This is a genomic window from Pseudomonas sp. B21-036, assembly GCF_024748925.1.
GTDB lineage: Bacteria > Pseudomonadota > Gammaproteobacteria > Pseudomonadales > Pseudomonadaceae > Aquipseudomonas > Aquipseudomonas palmensis.
Map to the genome: position 1 here is coordinate 2,578,255 of NZ_CP087178.1, position 19,249 is coordinate 2,597,503.

Annotated in this window: 23 protein-coding genes and 1 riboswitch; of the genes, 15 read left to right on the plus strand and 8 right to left on the minus strand. The window is 66.2% G+C overall.

Annotated elements, in window-relative coordinates:
• Nucleotides 1-28 precede the first annotated feature (28 nt).
• A complete protein-coding gene (gene alkB / locus LOY33_RS11530; RefSeq protein ID WP_258662675.1) occupies nucleotides 29-694 on the minus strand; it encodes a DNA oxidative demethylase AlkB in 666 nt (221 codons plus the stop codon).
• A gap of 111 nt (nucleotides 695-805) precedes the next feature.
• Between alkB and LOY33_RS11535 the strand changes: the two genes are divergently transcribed.
• The 13 genes from LOY33_RS11535 (at nucleotide 806) to LOY33_RS11595 (ending at nucleotide 11,623) form a co-directional block, all read left to right on the plus strand.
• Nucleotides 806-1,207 carry a hypothetical protein gene (locus LOY33_RS11535; RefSeq protein ID WP_054914649.1) on the plus strand — a complete coding sequence of 134 codons (402 nt, stop codon included), beginning with the start codon at nucleotides 806-808 and terminating at the stop codon, nucleotides 1,205-1,207.
• Between the two features lie 145 nt (nucleotides 1,208-1,352).
• Nucleotides 1,353-2,189 (plus strand): urease accessory protein UreD, encoded by an 837-nt coding sequence (locus LOY33_RS11540; RefSeq protein ID WP_078481213.1) that lies wholly within the window; start codon nucleotides 1,353-1,355, stop codon nucleotides 2,187-2,189.
• A gap of 11 nt (nucleotides 2,190-2,200) precedes the next feature.
• Nucleotides 2,201-2,503, plus strand: a complete 303-nt coding sequence (locus tag LOY33_RS11545; protein WP_043859641.1) for an urease subunit gamma — start codon at nucleotides 2,201-2,203, stop codon at nucleotides 2,501-2,503.
• An 18-nt stretch (nucleotides 2,504-2,521) separates the two neighbouring features.
• Nucleotides 2,522-2,839 (plus strand): urease subunit beta, encoded by a 318-nt coding sequence (locus LOY33_RS11550; protein ID WP_054914443.1) that lies wholly within the window; start codon nucleotides 2,522-2,524, stop codon nucleotides 2,837-2,839.
• Nucleotides 2,836-4,539 (plus strand): urease subunit alpha, encoded by a 1,704-nt coding sequence (gene ureC / locus LOY33_RS11555; RefSeq protein ID WP_258662679.1) that lies wholly within the window; start codon nucleotides 2,836-2,838, stop codon nucleotides 4,537-4,539. Before LOY33_RS11550 ends, ureC begins: the two co-directional genes overlap by 4 nt.
• 9 nt (nucleotides 4,540-4,548) lie before the next feature.
• Nucleotides 4,549-5,034 (plus strand): urease accessory protein UreE, encoded by a 486-nt coding sequence (gene ureE / locus LOY33_RS11560; protein ID WP_123753068.1) that lies wholly within the window; start codon nucleotides 4,549-4,551, stop codon nucleotides 5,032-5,034.
• 20 nt (nucleotides 5,035-5,054) lie between these two features.
• Nucleotides 5,055-5,600: a HupE/UreJ family protein gene (locus tag LOY33_RS11565; protein WP_058540237.1), complete on the plus strand. Its 546-nt coding sequence runs from the start codon at nucleotides 5,055-5,057 to the stop codon at nucleotides 5,598-5,600.
• Nucleotides 5,600-6,274, plus strand: a complete 675-nt coding sequence (locus LOY33_RS11570) for an urease accessory protein UreF (RefSeq protein WP_258662683.1) — start codon at nucleotides 5,600-5,602, stop codon at nucleotides 6,272-6,274. The genes LOY33_RS11565 and LOY33_RS11570 overlap by 1 nt, the downstream gene beginning before the upstream one ends.
• A gap of 10 nt (nucleotides 6,275-6,284) precedes the next feature.
• The gene (gene ureG, locus LOY33_RS11575; protein WP_058540236.1) at nucleotides 6,285-6,911 is read left to right on the plus strand and encodes an urease accessory protein UreG; all 627 of its coding nucleotides are present in this window, start codon (nucleotides 6,285-6,287) and stop codon (nucleotides 6,909-6,911) included.
• Nucleotides 6,912-7,020: 109 nt separating this feature from the next.
• Nucleotides 7,021-7,136, plus strand: a riboswitch (TPP riboswitch).
• Nucleotides 7,137-7,168: 32 nt separating this feature from the next.
• Nucleotides 7,169-7,819, plus strand: a complete 651-nt coding sequence (locus tag LOY33_RS11580) for a TenA family protein (RefSeq protein ID WP_123753066.1) — start codon at nucleotides 7,169-7,171, stop codon at nucleotides 7,817-7,819.
• 3 nt (nucleotides 7,820-7,822) lie between these two features.
• The gene (locus tag LOY33_RS11585; RefSeq protein WP_043860584.1) at nucleotides 7,823-8,482 is read left to right on the plus strand and encodes a TenA family protein; all 660 of its coding nucleotides are present in this window, start codon (nucleotides 7,823-7,825) and stop codon (nucleotides 8,480-8,482) included.
• Nucleotides 8,483-8,609: 127 nt separating this feature from the next.
• The gene (locus tag LOY33_RS11590) at nucleotides 8,610-10,514 is read left to right on the plus strand and encodes a M14 family metallopeptidase (RefSeq protein WP_258662685.1); all 1,905 of its coding nucleotides are present in this window, start codon (nucleotides 8,610-8,612) and stop codon (nucleotides 10,512-10,514) included.
• A gap of 80 nt (nucleotides 10,515-10,594) precedes the next feature.
• The gene (locus LOY33_RS11595) at nucleotides 10,595-11,623 is read left to right on the plus strand and encodes a hypothetical protein (RefSeq protein ID WP_058540233.1); all 1,029 of its coding nucleotides are present in this window, start codon (nucleotides 10,595-10,597) and stop codon (nucleotides 11,621-11,623) included.
• Nucleotides 11,624-11,629: 6 nt separating this feature from the next.
• Here LOY33_RS11595 and LOY33_RS11600 read toward each other — a convergent pair whose 3' ends face one another.
• Both LOY33_RS11600 and LOY33_RS11605 read right to left on the minus strand, forming a co-directional pair.
• A complete protein-coding gene (locus tag LOY33_RS11600) occupies nucleotides 11,630-12,058 on the minus strand; it encodes a RidA family protein (RefSeq protein ID WP_054914449.1) in 429 nt (142 codons plus the stop codon).
• An 88-nt stretch (nucleotides 12,059-12,146) separates the two neighbouring features.
• A complete protein-coding gene (locus LOY33_RS11605) occupies nucleotides 12,147-12,692 on the minus strand; it encodes a hypothetical protein (RefSeq protein WP_043860588.1) in 546 nt (181 codons plus the stop codon).
• A gap of 154 nt (nucleotides 12,693-12,846) precedes the next feature.
• On the opposite strand from LOY33_RS11605, the gene LOY33_RS11610 reads away from it, so the two are divergent.
• Entirely contained in the window at nucleotides 12,847-13,653 is an 807-nt protein-coding gene (locus tag LOY33_RS11610) for a hypothetical protein (protein WP_043860589.1), read from the plus strand.
• 133 nt (nucleotides 13,654-13,786) lie between these two features.
• Entirely contained in the window at nucleotides 13,787-14,632 is an 846-nt protein-coding gene (gene xerC, locus LOY33_RS11615; RefSeq protein ID WP_229590266.1) for a tyrosine recombinase XerC, read from the plus strand.
• Here the strand turns inward: xerC and LOY33_RS11620 are convergent.
• From LOY33_RS11620 to LOY33_RS11640, 5 genes are all read right to left on the minus strand, one after another.
• Nucleotides 14,629-15,141, minus strand: a complete 513-nt coding sequence (locus LOY33_RS11620; protein WP_054914451.1) for a FecR family protein — start codon at nucleotides 15,139-15,141, stop codon at nucleotides 14,629-14,631. The genes xerC and LOY33_RS11620 overlap by 4 nt on opposite strands.
• Nucleotides 15,142-15,285: 144 nt before the next feature.
• Nucleotides 15,286-15,633, minus strand: coding sequence for a hypothetical protein (locus tag LOY33_RS11625; RefSeq protein WP_043860591.1), 348 nt, complete (start codon nucleotides 15,631-15,633; stop codon nucleotides 15,286-15,288).
• Nucleotides 15,634-15,712: 79 nt separating this feature from the next.
• Nucleotides 15,713-16,906, minus strand: coding sequence for a hypothetical protein (locus LOY33_RS11630; protein WP_104572488.1), 1,194 nt, complete (start codon nucleotides 16,904-16,906; stop codon nucleotides 15,713-15,715).
• A gap of 81 nt (nucleotides 16,907-16,987) precedes the next feature.
• Nucleotides 16,988-17,455 carry a VOC family protein gene (locus LOY33_RS11635; RefSeq protein WP_043860593.1) on the minus strand — a complete coding sequence of 156 codons (468 nt, stop codon included), beginning with the start codon at nucleotides 17,453-17,455 and terminating at the stop codon, nucleotides 16,988-16,990.
• Between the two features lie 164 nt (nucleotides 17,456-17,619).
• On the minus strand, nucleotides 17,620-19,236 hold the full coding sequence (locus LOY33_RS11640) for an NADP-dependent glyceraldehyde-3-phosphate dehydrogenase (protein ID WP_054914453.1): 1,617 nt from the start codon (nucleotides 19,234-19,236) through the stop codon (nucleotides 17,620-17,622).
• Nucleotides 19,237-19,249 lie beyond the last annotated feature (13 nt).

The window sequence follows — 19,249 nt, forward strand, 5'->3', positions numbered from 1 at the left end:
AGTGGGAGGGGCGCAGACCGGCGGGAGTTCAATCGGGTTGACCGGCCTTGCGCAGGGTCAGGTTGATGCGGCGGGCGCCCAGCAGTGGGTGCTCGCCGTCCTTGAGCGGGTTGACCCCGTGAAAGCGCAGGCGATCCTCGCCGCCCCAGACCATCACGTCGCCGTGCTGCAGGCCGACCTTGCGGGTGGGCTCGCTGCGGGTGTGCCCGCCGAACAGGAACACCGCCGGCAGGCCCAGCGAGATCGACACGATGGGCTGGCTGAAGTCGCGTTCGTTGCGGTCCTGGTGCAGGGTCAGGCGGTTGCCGGGCCGGTAGTGGTTGATCAGGCAGGCGTCGGGCCTGAAATGGGCGAAGCCGGCGGCCTCTGCGGCGGCAGCGGCCAGCTCGGCGAGCAGCGTGGGCAGGGCAGGCCAGGGCTTGCCGGTGAGCGGGTCGAAGGGGCTGTAGCGGTAGCCCAGGCGGTCGCTGACCCAGCCCAGTGGCCCGCAATTGGTGACCGCCACCTCGATGGTGCGTCCGCCGGGGGTGAGCTGGTTGCGAAACGGTGCGGCGCGCAGCACCGTGCGCAGGGCCGGCAGCAGGGGTTCGACGAGGTCCAGGGCAAAGCCTGGCAGCAGCAGCGTCTGCTTGCCGATCCATTCGGGGGCGCCGAGGGCGGGTGGGCCGAACAGGTCGAGTTCGGGTTGTTTCATGCAAGGATCTCCAGTGACGCCTTCGCCGGCAACGCCGGCGCCTGCAGGCGACGCAAACCGGGCAGGAGCGGGCGTTGCCGGCGCAGGGGCCGGTGACTATGCTTGGGCCTCATGGAGCCCATCATACCGCTGCGCCAACCCTGCCCACCCGGTGCCTGCATCTGCGAGCGCGAACGCCTGCTCGAAACGCCGGGCGCCGACCTGCGCATTCTGCGCCTGACCCGCCAGGAAGAAAACCGCCTGCTCCAACGCCTGGAAAACCTGCAGAGCCTGCCCGACCTCGAACACCTGCAGCGCCGCCTGTTCGATCAGCTCGGCATCCAGGTGCACATCGCCCCCGGCCCCAATGAAGTGCGCACCATGCGCGGTATCCGTATCGAGGTCGAAGGCCCGCCAGGGTTGTGCCGCAAGACCCGCCAGAGCATACCGGCGGCCATCCGCCGCGCCCTCGAAAAACGTCCCGAGATCGCCTACCGGCTGCTCGACGCCCATGACCTGTTTGGCCAGCAGTAACCATCGCAGGGCGTTTCCTACGCCGTGACCACGCCAATGCACAACATTGGCTCGCAACCTGCATTGCCCCAGGCATCGATAGCTGATCGATTGGTCAGACACCGGCCTTGCCGTGTCGCCACTCCATTGCCCAGGGCCGCCGTGCATGACGCAAGCTCAACGATTTATCCCCGCGCCGGTTGATCCGGCCGGCTGGAACGCCGAACTGAACCTGCGCTTCGTCGCAGGTCAGGGGCGGACCCGAATTGGTGCACGCCAGCATTTCGGCCCACTTCTGGTGCAACGCCCGTTCTACCCCGAAGGCGACCCCTGCCATGTGTATGTGCTGCACCCCCCGGGCGGGGTGGTGGGGGGGGATCGCCTGGCCCTGAACCTGCACCTGGAGCCGGGCAGCCATGCGCTGCTGACCATGCCTGGTGCCACCAAGTTCTACCGCAGCGCCGGGCCCACCTCGGTGCTGCGCCAGCGCTTTCACCTGGCCGAGGGCAGCACCCTGGAGTGGCTGCCCCAGGACAGCATCTGCTTCCCCGGCGCGCGGGTATCGCTGCACAGCCATTTCAGCCTGGCCCCCGGCGCGCGCCTGCTGGCCTGGGAAACCCTGTGCCTGGGCCGCCCGGTAATGGGCGAGGCCTTCAGCCATGGCGCCGTGGACAGCCGGCTGCAGGTGGACATGCCCGACGACCCCGGCCTGCACGAGCGCCTGCGCCTGCAGGGTGGGCACCTGCACAAGCTGGGCGGCCACCCGCTGCTGGCCACCTTCTGCGCCGCCCCGGCCAACGAGCAACTGCTTGAACAGGTGCGCGAACTGATCCACCCGCTGCCGGTGCCCGCCGGCGCCACGCTGCTTGGCCAGCTGCTGGTGGTGCGCCTGCTCGACCACGACAACCAACGCCTGCAATCCACCCTGCAGCGGCTGTGGCGCGCCCTGCGACCGACCGTCGTCGGCTTGCCGCCATGCCCGCCGCGCATCTGGGCCACTTGAGAGACCGCACCATGGAGCTGACCCCGAGAGAGAAAGACAAACTGCTGCTGTTCACCGCCGCGTTGCTCGCCGAGCGCCGCCTGGCCCGTGGGCTGAAGCTCAACTACCCCGAGGCGGTGGCGCTGATCAGTGCCAGCGTGATGGAAGGTGCCCGCGACGGGCGCACGGTGGCCGAGCTGATGAGCCTGGGCCGCGAAGTGCTCGGGCGTGACCAGGTGATGGAAGGTGTCAGCGAGATGATCCACGACGTGCAGGTGGAAGCGACCTTTCCCGACGGGACCAAGCTGGTCACCGTCCACGACCCTATCGTCTGACCTGCCCAGGAGCAGCCCATGATTCCCGGAGAAATCCAGGTCGCCGACGGCGACATCGAACTCAACGCCGGTCGCGCCACGATCAGCGTCAGCGTGGCCAACCATGGCGACCGGCCGATCCAGGTCGGCTCGCACTATCACTTCTACGAGGTCAACGCCTTTCTGGTGTTCGAGCGCGAGGCCACCCGCGGCTTTCGCCTGGACATCGCCGCCGGCACTGCCGTGCGCTTCGAACCGGGCCAGGCGCGCACCGTCAACCTGGTGGCCTATGCCGGCAAGCGCGAGGTGTACGGTTTCCAGGGCCGGGTGATGGGCAAGCTGGAGGCCGTGGCATGAGCCGTATTTCCCGGCGTGCCTATGCCGACATGTTCGGCCCCACCGTGGGCGACCGCGTGCGCCTGGCCGACACCGAGCTGTGGGTGGAGGTCGAGCAGGACTTCACGGTCTACGGTGAAGAGGTCAAGTTCGGCGGCGGCAAGGTGATCCGCGACGGCATGGGCCAGGGCCAGATGCTGGCCGCCGAGGCCATGGACCTGGTGCTGACCAACGCCCTGATCATCGACCACTGGGGCATCGTCAAGGCCGATATCGGCGTGAAGAACGGGCGCATCTTCGGCATCGGCAAGGCCGGCAACCCCGACGTGCAGCCCGGCGTGACCCTGGCGGTGGGGCCGGGCACCGAGGTGATCGCCGCCGAGGGCAAGATCGTCACCGCCGGCGGCATCGACTCGCACATTCATTTCATCTGCCCACAGCAGGTCGACGAGGCGCTGGTGTCGGGCATCACCACCTTCATCGGCGGCGGCACCGGGCCGGCCACCGGCACCAACGCCACCACCTGTACTTCGGGCACCTGGTACCTGGCGCGCATGCTCCAGGCCGCCGACGAACTGCCGATCAACATCGGCCTGCTGGGCAAGGGCAATGCCTCGCAACCCCAGGCCCTGCGCGAGCAGATCGAGGCCGGGGCGGTGGGGCTCAAACTGCACGAAGACTGGGGCTCGACCCCGGCGGCCATCGACTGTTGCCTGGGCGTGGCCGAGGCGATGGACGTGCAGGTGGCGCTGCACAGCGACACCCTCAACGAAAGCGGCTGCATCGAAGACACCCTGGCCGCCATCGGCGACCGCACCATCCACACCTTCCATACCGAGGGCGCGGGCGGCGGGCATGCGCCGGACATCATCCGTGCGGCGGGCTACGCCAACGTGCTGCCGTCCTCCACCAACCCGACCCTGCCGTACACCGTCAACACCGTGGACGAGCACCTGGACATGCTGATGGTGTGCCACCACCTGGACACCAGCATCCCCGAGGACGTGGCCTTCGCCGAGTCGCGCATCCGCCGCGAGACGATTGCCGCCGAAGACATCCTGCACGACATCGGCGCGTTCTCGATGACCTCGTCCGACTCCCAGGCCATGGGCCGGGTGGGCGAGGTGGTGCTGCGCACCTGGCAGGTGGCGCACCAGATGAAACTGCGCCGCGGCCCGTTGGCGCCTGACACCGCGCGCAGCGACAACTTCCGGGTCAAGCGCTACATCGCCAAGTACACCATCAACCCGGCGCTGACCCATGGCATCGCCCATGAAGTCGGTTCGCTGGAGGCCGGCAAGCTGGCCGACCTGGTGCTGTGGTCGCCGGCGTTCTTCGGGGTCAAGCCCGCACTGGTGCTCAAGGGCGGGATGATCGTGATGGCGCCGATGGGCGACATCAACGGCTCGATCCCGACGCCGCAGCCGGTGCACTACCGGCCGATGTTCGGCGCCCTGGGCCAGGCGCGCAACGCCACGCGCATGACGTTCCTGTCCCAGGCCGCGGTGGAGTGTGGCGTTCACCATGAACTGCGCCTGCGCAGCCTGATCGGCGTGGCCCGGGGCTGTCGCACGGTGCGCAAGGCCGACATGCTGCACAACGGGCTGATGCCCACCATCGAAGTGGATTCACAAACCTATGAGGTACGCGCCGACGGCGAGCTGCTGGTGTGCGAGCCGGCCAGCGTGCTGCCGATGGCGCAGCGTTATTTTCTGTTTTGAGGAGCGAGCATGATCCTGTTGACGCAACGCCTGAACCAGGCCGCACACATCGGCGCCACTGCCACCCTGAGCCTGGATACGCGCATCAAGAGCCGCGTGCGCATCACCCTGGATGACGGGCGCGAGGCCGGGCTGATGCTCGAACGCGGCCAGCTGATTCGCGGCGGCGAGCTGCTGGCCGACGCCCAGGGGCGTGAGGTGATTCGCGTGCTGGCGGCGCCGGAGCAGGTCTCGACGGTGCGCTGCGCCGACCCGCTGGCGCTGGCCCGCGCCGCCTATCACCTGGGCAATCGGCATGTGCCGTTGCAGATCGAGCGCGATTTCGTGCGGTACCAGCACGACCATGTGCTGGACGACATGGTGCGTGGCTTCGGCCTTGAGGTGGCGGTGGAGCAGGCGCCGTTCGAGCCCGAGGCCGGCGCCTACCAGAGCGCGCCGCACAGCCACAGCCACAACGATCACCCCTTTGTTCGCGTGCCTGGCCACGCCCACTGATTTCGACATGGAGTTGCACGATGAAAAAGACCCTCGCGTTTGCCTTGCTGCTGATCGCCGTCCCTGCGTTCGCCCACCCCGGCCACGACAGCAACCCCCTGCAGGACGGGTTGCTGCACCCGCTCACCGGGCTTGACCACCTGCTGATGCTGCTGGGCACCGGGGTGCTGGCCGCCCTGACCGGGCGCACCCTGGCGCTGCCGCTGGCCACGCTGGCGGCGATGTTCGGCGGCGCGCTGATGGGCCATCTGTTCGGGGGCGTGATCGGCATGGAGAGCATGATCATCGGCTCGCTGCTGGTGGCCGCCGCGGCGCTGCTGCTGCCCAGCCGCCAGGTGCTGCTGGCGCTGGTCATGCCGGTGTTCGCGCTGTTTCACGGCTGGGCCCACGGCGTCGAAGCCAGCCCGGGCGCGTTCTGGGTGTTCAGCGCAGGCTTTGTCGCGGTCAGCGGCCTGTTGCTGCTGGCAGGCTATGGCGCCGGGCGCCTGTTGCGCCGTCACCCCGGGCTGCAGAAGGCCTGTGGCGGCGGCCTGCTGGCCGGTGCCGCCCTGGTGCTGGCCGGCTGATGAGCGCCAACCTGCAGTTGCTGCGCCTGCTGCAACTGGTCAGCGCCAACCTGCCGGTGGGGGGCTTCACCTATTCCCAGGGGTTGGAGTGGGCGGTGGAGGCGGGCTGGGTGACGGGGGCCAACGGCTTTGGCGCCTGGCAGCGCGAGCAGTTGCACGACACCCTCGGCCACCTCGACTGGCCGCTGCTGCAACGGCTGTACAGCGCGTGCCGCGCGCAAGATGCCGATGCGTTCGCCCACTGGAGCAGCTTTTTGCTGGCCAACCGCGAAACCGCCGAGCTGCGCCTGGAGGAACGCCAGCGCGGCAAGGCCCTGGCGCGCCTGCTCGATGGCTGGCAGCTGTGTCAGGCGCCGGCCTGGCGCAGCAGCGTCGAGCTGAGCCAGCTGGGCGGCATGGCCTGGCTGGCCGTGCACTGGCAGATCCCGCTGCGTGAGCTGGCCCTGGGGCATGGCTTTGCCTGGCTGGAAGGGGCGGTGATGGCCGGGGTCAAGCTGGTGCCGTTCGGTCAGCAGGCGGCCCAGACCCTGCTGCGCGAGTTGTGCGAGGAGCTGCCTGCGGTACTGGAGTGGGCGCTGGACGTACCTGATGAACACCTGGGCGGCGGCCTGCCGTTGCTGGCGATTGCCTCTGCCCGCCATGAAACCCAATACACCCGATTGTTCCGATCCTGAGGAAACTGCCATGCAAAGCTACCAGCAACCCCTGCGCGTCGGTGTCGGCGGCCCGGTCGGCTCCGGCAAGACCGCGCTGCTCGAAGCGCTGTGCAAGGCCATGCGCGATGACTACCAGATTGCCGTGGTCACCAACGACATCTACACCAAGGAAGACCAGCGCATCCTTACCGAAGCCGGCGCGCTCGAACCCGAGCGCATCGTCGGCGTGGAGACCGGCGGCTGCCCGCATACCGCGATCCGTGAAGATGCCTCGATGAACCTGGCGGCGGTGGAGGATCTGGCGCGCAAGTTCGGCAACCTGGAAGTGATCTTCGTCGAGAGTGGCGGTGACAACCTGAGTGCCACCTTCAGCCCGGAGCTGGCCGACCTGACGATCTACGTGATCGACGTGGCCGAAGGCGAGAAGATCCCGCGCAAGGGCGGGCCGGGGATCACCAAGTCGGATTTTCTGGTGATCAACAAGATCGACCTGGCGCCCTATGTGGGTGCGTCGCTGGAGGTGATGGAAAAGGACACCCGGCGCATGCGGCCCGAGCGGCCGTGGACGTTCAGCAACCTGAAGACGGGGCAGGGTTTGCAGGCGGTGATCGGGTTCATTGTCGAGCGGGGCATGCTCAGGCCGCGTCTGGGTTGAAGGCTTCGCCGGCAACGCCGGCTCCTACGGGCCCTGCGCTGACTGTAGGAGCCGGCCTTGCCGGCGAAGCGGCCAGGCTGGACACTTCAAGCCCACGGTTGTATACAGTGTGCGCACCAAGGGGAGCCCCGGCAACGGGCTGAGAAACCGCTGGCATCTGCAGCGCGGTGACCCTTCGAACCTGATCCGGATCATGCCGGCGAAGGGATGGGATCTAGCGCCTGCCTTCTTTGCCGGTCTCACTGCGAGGCCGCTACATGACTGCCCCACGTTTCACCGAACACCTGCGCAAACAAAGCGAACCCACCTGGTCGGCCGCCGTCGGCCACCGTTTCGTCACCCAGCTGTGCGACGGCAGCCTGCCGGACCCGGTGATGGTGCGTTACCTGGTGCAGGACCATCGCTTCATCGACAGCTTCCTGACCCTGCTCGGCGCGGCCATTGCCACCGCCGACACCTTCGATGCGCGCCTGCGCCTGGCGCGTTTCGCCGGCATGATCGCCAGCGATGAAAACACCTATTTCCTGCGCGCCTTTGAGGCACTGGGCGTGAGCGAGGCGCAACGCACCGCGCCGGCCGACACACAGCCCACGGCCGGCTTCAAGGCGATCATGCGCCAGGCGGCGGCCACCCGATCCTATGCGGCAGTGCTGGCGGTGCTCAACGTGGCCGAGGGCCTGTACCTGGACTGGGCGCTCAAGGCGCCCAGGCCGCTGCCGGAAAACTTCGTGCACGCCGAGTGGATCACCTTGCACGACAACCCGGCCTTCGCCGACTTCGTTGCGTTCCTGGGCGCCGAACTCGACCGTGTGGGCCCCCAGGAAGAGGCGCTGAGCACCGATTTCTTCTTGCGTGCCGTGGCGCTGGAGCTTGAGTTTTTCGATGCCGTGTACCCACAGGGGGAGTGAACGATGGATATTTTCGACCGTTTGAAAGCTGCTGCACCGACCGAGTGGGCCAGTTACGTGGACCACAGCTTCGTGCGCCAGATGGGCCAGGGCAGCTTGCCCGAAACGGCGTTTCGTACCTACCTGGTGCAGGATTACCTGTTCCTGATCCAGTTCGCGCGGGCCTGGGCGCTGGCCGCGTACAAGAGCCGCCGGCCTTCGGACATCCGTGCCGCCCAGGCGGGGCTTGCGGCGATTCTGGACGAGACCGACCTGCATGTACGCCTGTGCGCGCGCTGGGGCTTGTCCAAGGCTGACATCGAGGCCGCGCCGGAGCACCAGGCCACCGTGGCCTATACGCGCTTCGTGCTCGATTGCGGCGCGGCGGGCGACTTGCTGGACCTGCATGTGGCGCTGTCGCCCTGTGTGATCGGCTACGCCGAGATCGGCCGGGCGCTGAGCCCCGACGGGGTGGCGGCGCTGGGTGATCATCCGTACCGCGAGTGGATTGGCGAGTATGCCGGGGAGGGGTATCAGGGCGTGGCTGCTGCAGCGCGCCTGCACCTGGACGAACTGGCGGCGCGCAGCATGACCGAGCAGCGCTTCACCGAGCTGGTGGCGATCTTTGCCCAGGCGTCGCGGCTGGAGGCGGATTTCTGGCAGATGGGGTTGGCGGCGCGGTAGAACGGCGTGGCGCAACGGCGCTCCCGGCACCGAGCGCCGCTCGCGCGGCGCTTCGCCGGCATCCCATCGCGGTGACATTGCCCCTTATCAGCTAAGGTTGCCTGCTTACGCATGATAAGGACCCATCATGAACGACCTGCACCCGCAGCCCCTGCTGGCCACCTTGCTGCTGCTCGGCAGCCTGCCCGCCCTTGCGGCCTTGCCCGGCGCCCCGGCCTATATCGATGACAGCGGCTACCCCGAGGCCGCCAAGCAACGCATTCTGCCGGCAATGTTCGAGCAGACCCTCACCAGCACCCGCTATATCGCGCCCGCCGGCAACCCCCTGATCACCGTGGCCGAAGCCACCGGCTTTGCCGACACCAGCACCTACGCGCAAACCCGCGATTACCTTCAGCAACTGGCATCCGCCGCCAATGGCGCCATCGTGCTCAGCGAGCTGCCGGAGAAAAGCGCCGAGGGCCACCCGATGCTGCTGGTGGTGGCCTCGCTGGAGGCCGACAAGTCACCCGCCGCGCTCAAGCGTTCGGGCAAGCCGACGCTCTTTATCGAGGCCGGTATCCACCCCGGCGAGTCCAACGGCAAGGACGCGATGTTCATGCTGCTGCGCGACATGACCACCGGCAGCAAGCCGCTGGCCGGCCTGCTGCAGAAGGTCAACATCCTGTTCATCCCCAGTGTCAACGTGGACGGCGATATCCGCCGCAGCGCCTATGGCCGAATCAACCAGAACGGCCCCCGCCAGAGTGGCTGGCGCGTGAACGGGCGCAACCTCAACCTGAACCGCGATTTCACCAAGCTCGACAGCGCCGAGATCCGCAACGTGGCCTGGGTGTTCAACACCTACGAGCTGAGCTTCTTCGCCGACACCCACTCCACCGATGGCGCGATGTACCCCTACGACAGCTCGTATTGCCATAACGGCAATGGCTGGTCGCCGGCCAGCAGCGCGTGGATGGACACGGTGATGCGTGCGCCGGTGTACCAGGCGCTGGAGGGCGAGGGGCATGTGGTGCACGAGTGCATCAGCATGAACGACAACCAGGACCCGACCCAGGGCTACTACCCGTACCGCACCGACCTGGCGCGCTTCTCCAACCAGTACGGCGATATCCGCAACGTGCCGTCGATTCTGATCGAGCAGCATGCACTGCACCCGTACCAGACCCAGGTGCTGGGCAACTACGTGATGCTCAAGACGATGTTCCAGGTGATCGGCGAACAGGCCGCTTCGCTGCAGCAGGCCATTGCCAGTGACCGTGCCCGGCTCGCGGCCCAGCGCGAGGTGGTGCTGACATGGAAGCCGGGCAAGGAGGAGCAGGTGGACTTCAAGGTGGGCGACTACCGCTACGAACAGTCGCCGATCACCGGTGCCAGGACGATCGTGTGGGGCAACGTGCCCAAGCCGCTGACGGTGCCGGTCACTGGCAACACCGAGCCCGACCTGGTGGTCAAGCGCCCACGCCAGTACGTGGTGCCGGCGCAGTGGGCCGAGGTGATCGCGCGGCTCAAGGCGCATGGCATCCGCATGCGCACCCTCGAGCAGCCCACGGCGATGGCGGTGACGCTGTACCGCATGGATGAGGTGAAGGTGGCCGGTGGCTTCGAGCCGGACCGTGCGGCAGCCAACGAGATTCCGGGCTATGAAGGGCATCTGCTGGTCAGTGGCGTGGCCAACCCGCTGGAGCGTATGCAGACCTTTGCGGCGGGTTCGGTGCTGATCGACGTCGACCAGCCGCTGGGTGTGCTGGCGATCAATCTGTTGCACCCGCAAAGCCCCGACTCGTTCTGGGCCTGGGGTTTCTTCAACGCGACCCTGGTGGCGGCGGAGGAGCCAGAGGAATACGTGATGGAGCCGATGGCGCGCAAGATGCTGGCCGAGAGCCCGGCACTCAAGGCCGAGTTCGAGGCCCGCCTCAAGGACGACAAGGCCTTCGCCGACAGCCCGAGTGCGCGCCTGCACTGGTTTTACCAGCGCACGCCCTTCTATGACGTGAATGCATTCGTGCACCCGGTGGGGGCCGTGTACTGAGTTAAAGGAAGCGCCAGCCGTGCCGATGCAGGTGTGGGCCACCGCGACCATTGCGGTGGCGTTGCCTTGTCAGGACGTCCATGAAGACCAGCCTTACCCTTGCCATCACCCTGCTGTACGCCTCGCTGGCGTGTGCCCAGGACATGAGCCAGCAGATTGCACAGCCGCTCAAGTACGCAAGCCTTGAAGAAATGAACCTTGGCGAGTTCGTGCAACAGAGCCGCTATGCGTCGACCTTGAGCGCGCTGCGCATGGACTCCGAAGCCGGTGATGCCAATGCCACGCTGGACCTGCTGGAGGCACTGACCGGCAACAAGGACCTCAAGCCCCAGGACCTCGACGCGGTCAAGCAACTGCTGGAAATCGCCGCCGTGCAGAAAGCCGACGGTGCCAGGTTGCAAGCAATGACGGCCCGCTACAGTGCACTCAAGACCCAGGGTGTGGCGGTGTCGACAACGCCTGCACGGCCAGCGCTGACCCTCGACTACAGCGGCGACTCGCTGGACGACATCTCTGGCGTGAAAGGCTGTGGCGATGCGCAGACGGCGCAGACCACGGCGTGCTTCGCGGCGTTCAACAAGGCGTTGAAGGCCGATTACACGGCGCTCAAGCAGTACAACCTGGCCCTGGGCTGGTCGGCGCAGCGGTTTCAGCCAGATGCCCTGCAAGCCAAGGCAAGCAAGGCCTGCGGGCGCTTCGACTACTGTCCGACCACCACCTTGTACGTGATGAACCAGACGTTGCTGCACGAAACCAACGAAGTCCGCTTCCCCAAGACCTACGAGCAGGCGGTGTATCAATTGCTCACTGTGCCGGTGGCCACTGTGCAGCGCACGCAAAAGGCCAACTATGAAAAGGCAGTGCAGGCCAACTTCGAGCAGGCCCGCCAGCAACGCTATGCCTACCGCGAACGCGCCGGTCAGTCGGCGGACGCCCTGGTCATCTACGCGTTGCGCATGGATGCGGTGATTCTCGAGCGGCCCAACTGCACCGCGTTTGCCAACCAGGCCTATGAAATGGCCTTCAACGTCCACAACAGGGTCGTTGCCGAGAGCGAGCTGGACCGCATCAACCGCTCGATCGTGCAGACGCAGTGCACGCTGCGCTAGGGGCCATCAGCTCGAAGCGGGCAGGGCCGCCACCGCATCGACTTCGATCTGCATGCCGTCCAGTGCCAGGCGCGGCACGGGTATCAGGGTGCAGGTCGGTTTGCTGAGCTGGCCCCAGGCGGCGTTGGCAGCCGCCACCCACAGCGCCAGCCTGGCTTCGCTATGGTCCACGATCAGCAGGGTCAGCTTGAATACATCGGCCAGGCTCGCACCTCTGGATTCCAGCGCGGTGCGCAGGTTGAGCAGTGCCTGGCGCGCCTGTTCGGCAAAGTCGGGCGACAGCGTACCGGCAGGGTCTTCACCCCCCTGGCCGGCGATGTACAGCAGCTTGGCGGCGGTGCTGACCTCGGCCACGTGTGAATAGGCATTGGCGCTGGGGTCGTACAGGCCTTCGGGGTTGGACAACACAAATACAGCGGGTTGGCTGGTGCTCATGGGGCGACTCCACTCAAGGGAGGCGCAAGGGTAAAACCTCAAGTTAGGTTGAGGTCAAGCACCTGTTTTCAAGGGCGCCGCACGTTCTTCAGTAGTGTTTGAGAAATAGGCGCTGCGAAGGCACCGGCCCCTTGATCAGTCGGATCAGGTCGCTGGCCTGCAAGGTGAACGGCTTCGAATAGTAGTAGCCCACAAAGAAGCCGGACGCCTTCATGGTGCATGGCAGTACCGGCTTTCTTGCCAGCATGTCGAGGGCCGCTGCGTCGCTCAGGTCGCGGTACTGGTCTTTTTTCTGAAAGCTCAGTTTCGAGGTGAACAGGCCATCACGGGGCGGTCGGTCATCGCGTTCGATCTCACCGATCAGCGAATACGTCATGCGGTGGTCATAGGCGAGGTTCTCATCCTCGGTGATCGAGCATTCGATGCGCGTGCCCAACTGGCTGGTCTTGCCCCGGAAGGCGTCGAGCACATCCACATCTGCCGCGAAGGTCAGGGTGTACACACTGTGGTTGCTGTCGAGCTGCTTTTGCAGGGAAATCGGTTCGACCGTGGCCTTGGCGCGCGGGATGAACAGTGAACAGGCACTGAGCTGGGCAGCCAGCAGGCCAAGTACGATCAGTGGAAGCAGGCGCATGTGTCATCCATGGGGGCGGGAGGGCGCCTTGATACACCAGTTGGTCACGCTGCGCCAGCGGTTCACGAGGCATCGCACAAAGCGCCGTGACACTTGCCGCAGAGTGCCTGCTAGGGCATCCTGCGCGCCCGCCACACTCATGGAAGAAGGGCGCATGCCTGTGTTTCACCGCTTCGCCCTCGGCTTCACGCTGGCCGCCGGTGCACTGTTGAGCAGTGGCTGCGTCAAGGACCACGGCATCGACCCGTTGCCCCTGCGCTTTGTGTCGTTCAGCGACAACCCGTATCGCTACGACCTGCGTTTTCAGGCCGACGAAGACCTGCTCAGCCTGTTCGAACGCCACACCGGCAATGGCCAGATCAGCGAGCGGCTGGTGTGCGCGCTGGACGGCGACGAGAACTTCGACCTCGAGCACGTCATCACCTACAACCTGTCCGGCTCGCCCGAGTTCGAAAGCCGCGCGCCCGATGGCAGTTTCAACTACCTGGCGCAGATGAGCTTCGACAAGACCCTGCCGAGCCGCTCCAGCAGCACTGAACTGACCCGCGAAACCATCCAGCGCCTGCTCGAGAACAGAACCACAATCCCGTGCAAGCTGTACATCACCGCGTTCCCGTATCACGCGTACTTTTCACTGGTGATGCGCATCCCGGTTTCGGTGCTGCTGGCCGAAGTGAACAAGCACGACTACAGCCCGTACATACCACCTTTTGTGTGGGCCGCGCCGACGCTGGACGACGCCACGCCGCTGGCACCCTTCGCCAGGCAGGTCGAGGCGCCGCTCTACAGTGCACGCCTGCCCATCACCGACAGCGAAACCGGCAGGCCGCTGCCACGCGTGGCCTACGTGATCCAGCGCAAGGACGGGTATCTGGAATACGGCACCAGCGATGCCGAGGGCTACACCCACGAGGTGATCTCGCTGACCCGGGAAACCATCAAGCTTTACCTGGTGGACTAGGGGTATCATCCCCGGCTGAATTTGCCCTACTGCGCTAGAGGAACCCCACGGTTTGCCTGATTCACTGCACGCATCGCTCCACAACCCCCTGCTGCAATACCTCGCCCGACTGGCCCCGTCGAGCCAGTTGACCATGAAGTACATCCTGCAGGACGCCGCCGACCGTCTGGACTTCGAGGACATCGACATCAAGGAGGTGCCCTGGCACTTGCTCGAACCGGGGCATGTCACTGCGCTGGTGGCGGCGTTGCGCGCCGACGGCTATGCGCCCAACACCACGTCGCTGTACGTCAACGCGATTCGCGGGGTGATGAACGAAGCCTGGCGCCTGGGCCTGATCAGCCAGGACCAGCTGCTGCGCATGCGCACGGTCAAGGCCGCCCAGGGCACGCGCCTGCCGGTGGGGCGCAACCTCAAGCGCACGCTGATCCGCGAACTGATGGAGGCCTGCGCTGCCGACCCGCGCCCGCAGGGGCTGCGCGACGCGGCGGTGATCGCCTTGCTGTACGGCACCGGCATGCGCAAGAGCGAGTCGGTCAACCTCGACCTCAAGCAGATCGACTTTGCCGAGCGCAGCCTGCAGGTGCTGGGCAAGGGCAACAAGCAGCTGATCAAGTACGCCCCGGTGTGGGCCTTCGACAAGCTCAATGCCTGGCTGGAGTTTCGCCGCTCGCAGCTGCCCGAGGGCCAGGCCGACGATACCTTCCTGTTCAACCGCATCCGCCGCGGCAGCCATATCACCCGCGAGCGCATCACCAAGCACGCGATCTACTACATCGCCCGCCAACGCGGTACCCAGGTGGGCGTGAAGATCATGCCCCACGATTTTCGCCGTTCGTTCATCACCCGGGTGATCGAGGAGCACGACCTGTCGATAGCGCAGAAGCTGGCGCATCACAGCAACATCCAGACCACGGCCAACTACGACATGCGCGACGACAACGAGCGGCGCCGCGCGGTGGACCGCTTCGACTGCTAGCTACCGGCGGGCCAGGCCCGGGTGTTGATTCGGCTGGGCCGGGCTGGCCATTGCCAGCTGCTGCCGGCACGGCGCAACCATAGCCCGCTGCCGCTGGGCAGCAGGCTGGGGGTGCCCAGCCGTGGCAGGACCTGTACGTCAGCCGCGTAGGCGTTGACCTGGGAGCCCCTGTGCAGATGATCGACACTGAACGTCCCGGAGTGTGCGCGGACTTCACCGCTCGGGGTTTCGACGATCAGCGGGCGCGGGTCGCTGCTGGCCTGCACCAGCACTTCGCCGTCGTGCAGCACCAGGCGTCGTTGCTGCGCGGTGAAGCGGATGTCCACATGGGTGGCGTGGTTGAGCGCAAGCTGGCTGCCATCGCTCAATTGCAGCAGGCGTGTCTGGGCCGGCCCGGTGCGTTCATCGGCCATCAATTGGCGCCATGGCACGATGTTCTGCGCCAGGTAGGCGCTGCCAAGGATTGCCAACAGGCAAGCGCCAAGGCGTTTCAGGCGAGGGTCAGACACGGGGAGCCCCAGGTGGAAGAGGCTGGGGATGATAGGGGCAGCAGGGGCGGCACTCAAGCGGTTGCAGTGCTTGGGCCTTCGCCGGCAAGGCCGGCTCCTACAGGGTGTGTATCGCCGGTAGGAGCCAGCTTGCGGGCGCAGCGGTCAGCTGCCAGCCGGGCCGCTGACACCGCCGCTGTTGTTGCTTTCGGAGCCTTCGTGGCCATTTCTCTCGGAACCGGTGCCCTCGGGCATCTGCCCACGGGTGTCATCGGTGTTCATGCCGCCCTGGCGGCCGTCGTCGTTGCCCTGGGTACGTGGGTCGGTGCCGTTGGGCATGGACGGCTCGTTGGACGGGGCCGGTACATCCACCCCGGCCCCAGGAAGGGTGGAGTTGGGCACGCCGTTGCCGGGGGCAGGGTTGGTCGGGCCGGTACCTGCGGCCAGGGCCACGGTGGCCTGGGCGCCCAGCAGCGCGGCGAACAGCAGAGCGGTGATCGGGGTGCGGGTCATGGTCGAACTCCTTTCATGTGGGCTACCTGACATTGGTCCGTCGTCATGCGCCGAGGGTGCGGCGTGAGCGACGGACGGTCTAGTCGCGACCCCGCATGAAGAAGCCCGCCACGTACTTGCGGAAGGTGTCCAGGCCTTTGAAATCGGCAAAGCGCCTGAAGTTTTCCGTTTCGGGCTCCGGGCCCAGCGGCTGTTCGGTCAGCGACACGGACAGCACCCTGTCCTGGTCGGAGCTGAGCACCAGTTCGTCCATCACCCGACCGCCGATCACCGGCCGGCGCATCACCACCTTCACACCCTTGCCGGCCATCCAGTCGATCAGCGAGACGAGCATCTTCAGCGGTTCGCGCTCTTCGTCGCGGTACACCGGGAACAGGTGAGCGCGCGACAGCACCGGCACGCTGGCCACATGGATCAGCTCGTAGAAGTGGCTGCCGGCGGTGGCGGGGGAATAGATGGCCAGCGCCAGCAGCGGGCCGGGGGTGCGGCTACCGCCCCACAGCAGGTGGTGGCCCTGGAAGTCGAACCCGTCTTCGCTGCGCTCGGTGAGCACCTTGCGCGCCTTGATCTGGCTGACGCAGTCCAGCAGCAGGCCATGGCGCCGATGTGTGCCGAACACCGTGGCGTCGCGCAGACGTGCCTTGAGCATCATCATGTGCTTCATGTCCAGGCGGGTTTCCAGGTAGTTGCTGGCGGGCACGCGGTCGATCAGCGGGTAGCGGGTGGCGACGCTGCGCAGTTCGGCGAACTGGGCAGTCAGGTCCTTTTTGAGGTGGGTGGCGTAGACGTTCAGGCCGCTGGCTTCGATCAGGGTCAGCAGCAGCGAGAGCAGGCGATGCTGTTCGCGCCTGTCGCCGCTGCCGTTGCCTTCGCCGCTGCCGGCAGCGGCACGCTGGAAATCGCCGATCAGGCGCAACGGCGCGTCCGGTGCCAGCCAGGCCGCCGGCGGGGTGTCGGCCTCGTTGTGGCTGGCGTCGGTGTCGCGTTCGTCCTTGGTGAAGGCACAGCCCGGCGCATGTTCGGCGGTGCCGGGGTTGTTCTTGAGAAACAGCGTGCCGGTGCTGCCGTTGAGGTTGACGTTGAGTACCGGCATGCTTTTGGGCTGGCAGTCGCAGGCCAGCCACTGCCCGGCGGCGCGTACCTTCATCAGCAACTGGTTGGCCTGCAGCAGCCGCGGGCCCTCCAGGGCGCCCAGCACGAACCCGCGCAGCAGTTCCTCTTCGGCGGGGGTAAGGGTGCGCACCAGCGCGGCGTTTTTCTCGATGATTCGCATGGACGATCCTGGCCAGCCTTCCTGTGCCTGCCACCTTAATTCAAAGCCCTGCACGCGACCATCGCCGCGTGCAGGTGGCGTTCATTGCGGGCTGAACATTTTTGCCGCGCGGGCGCGGATTTCCTCGACCGACACGTCTTCGACGTGGGTGGCGACGAACCAGAGGTTGCCGAAAGGGTCCTTGAGGGTGCCGCTGCGGTCGCCGTAGAACTGGTTCTGCACGGCGTTGACCTGGGTGGCGCCGGCCTTCAGCGCCTGGGCGAAGGTAGCGTCGACATCTTCGACGTACAGGTGCAGGCCGATGGCGCTGCCCTGCAGGGATTGGCTGCTGGTGAGCCCGCCGGCCTGGTCGCAGGGGTCGGCCAGCATCAGCGAGGAATCGCCGATTTTCAGCTCGGCATGGCCGATACGGCCATCGGGGGCGTCGAGGCGGAACATTTCGGTGGCGCCAAAGGCGGCCTTGTAGAAGTCGATGGCCCTGGCAGCGTCCTTGATGCCCAGGTAGGGGGTGATGCTGTGCTGACCGTCGGGGATGGGTTGGGTGGCCATTTTTTCCTCCATTGGTACGCAAAAAGTGTGTTGCCTACACGGGCCCTATCGCGGGTCAAGCCCGCTCCCACGTGTTCATCACTGCCTTTGTGGGAGCGGGCTTGACCCGCGATAGGTGCGCCGCGATCCAAGCCTATGCTTGTACCGTTTTGCCCACCACGCAATCAGAAGATGTAGTCAGTCGTCAGGAAACTCGACTCGCGGTTGCGGATGATCTGGCTGATCAGCTGTTTGTTGGCCTCCTGGAACTTGGTGGCCACCAGGGTGCGGATCGAGAACACGCGCAGTGCGTCATGCACCGACAGGGTGCCTTCGGCCGAGTTCTTGCGCCCGTTGAAAGGGTAGGTGTCCGGCCCGCGCTGGCACTGGGCGTTGAGGTTGATGCGCCCGACCTGGTTGGCGAAGGTGTCGACCAGCCGGCCCACGGTGGCCGAATCGGTGCCGAAAATGCTCAACTGCTGACCGAAATCCGAATCCAGCACGTAGTCGATCACTGTCTGCAGGTCGCGGTAGGGCACCACCGGGATCACCGGCCCGAACTGCTCTTCGTGGTACACGCGCATCTGCGGGTTCACCGGGTACAGTAGCGCCGGGTAGAAGAACGAACCGCGGCTCTGGCCGCCGCCCTGGTTGATCACCTTGGCACCGTGGGCTACTGCATCGGTTACCAGGCCGCCCAGGTAGTCGACCTTGCCTGCTTCGGGCAACGGGGTCAGGCTGACGCCCGGGTCCCATGGCATGCCGGGCTTGAGGTCGGCCAGCTTGCGCTGGAACTTGTCGAGAAAGGCGTCCACCACCTGCTCGTGCACGAACAGGATCTTCAGCGCCGTGCAGCGCTGGCCGTTGAACGAGAGGGCGCCGGTGACCGCCTCGTTGACCGCGTTGTCCAGGTCGACCTCGGGCAGCACGATGCCCGGGTTCTTGGCGTCCAGCCCCAGCGCGGCGCGCAGGCGGTGCGGGCGCGGGTGAAGCTTCTTCAGGTCGCTGGCGGCCTTGTTGGTGCCGATGAAGGCGAACACGTCGACCTTGCCGCTGGCCATCAGCGCGCTGACGGTCTCGCGGCCACGCCCGTAGATGACATTGATCACCCCGGCCGGGAAGCTGTCGCGAAACGCCTCCAGCAACGGGCGAATCAGCAGCACGCCGAACTTGGCCGGCTTGAACACCACGGTGTTGCCCATGATCAGCGCCGGGATCAAGGTGGTGAAGGTCTCGTTGAGCGGGTAGTTGTAGGGGCCCATGCACAGCGCCACGCCCAGGGGCGCGCGACGGATCTGGCCGAGGGTGTCCTGCTCCAGTTCGAAGCGACTGGAGCGCCGGTCGAGTTCCTTGAGGGCGCCGATGGTCTCGACGATGTAGTCGCAGGTGCGGTCGAACTCCTTCTCGGAGTCCTTGAGGTTCTTGCCGATTTCCCACATCAGCCACTTGACCACCACCGCGCGCTGCTCGCGCATGCGGGCCAGGAACGCCTCCACATGCTGGATGCGCTCGGCCACGCGCATGTTCGGCCACACGCCGCGGCCCTTGTCGTAGGCACGCACGGCGGCGTCCAGGGCGGTGAGGGCGGTATCGGCGTCCAGCAGCGGGGCGCTGCCGAGTATCACCTGCTGCTCACCGTCGTCGGTCTTGAGCCACACCGGGCTGCGCACCGTGGCCAGCGGGCCTTCCCAGCGGTGCAACTGCCCATCCACCAGGTAGTCGCGCTGCTCGAGCGGGTCGCCCAGGCGATAGGCCTCGGGGATATCCGTGGCAGCGGGAAACAGCGAGTCCAGACGATCCATGACGCAATACCTC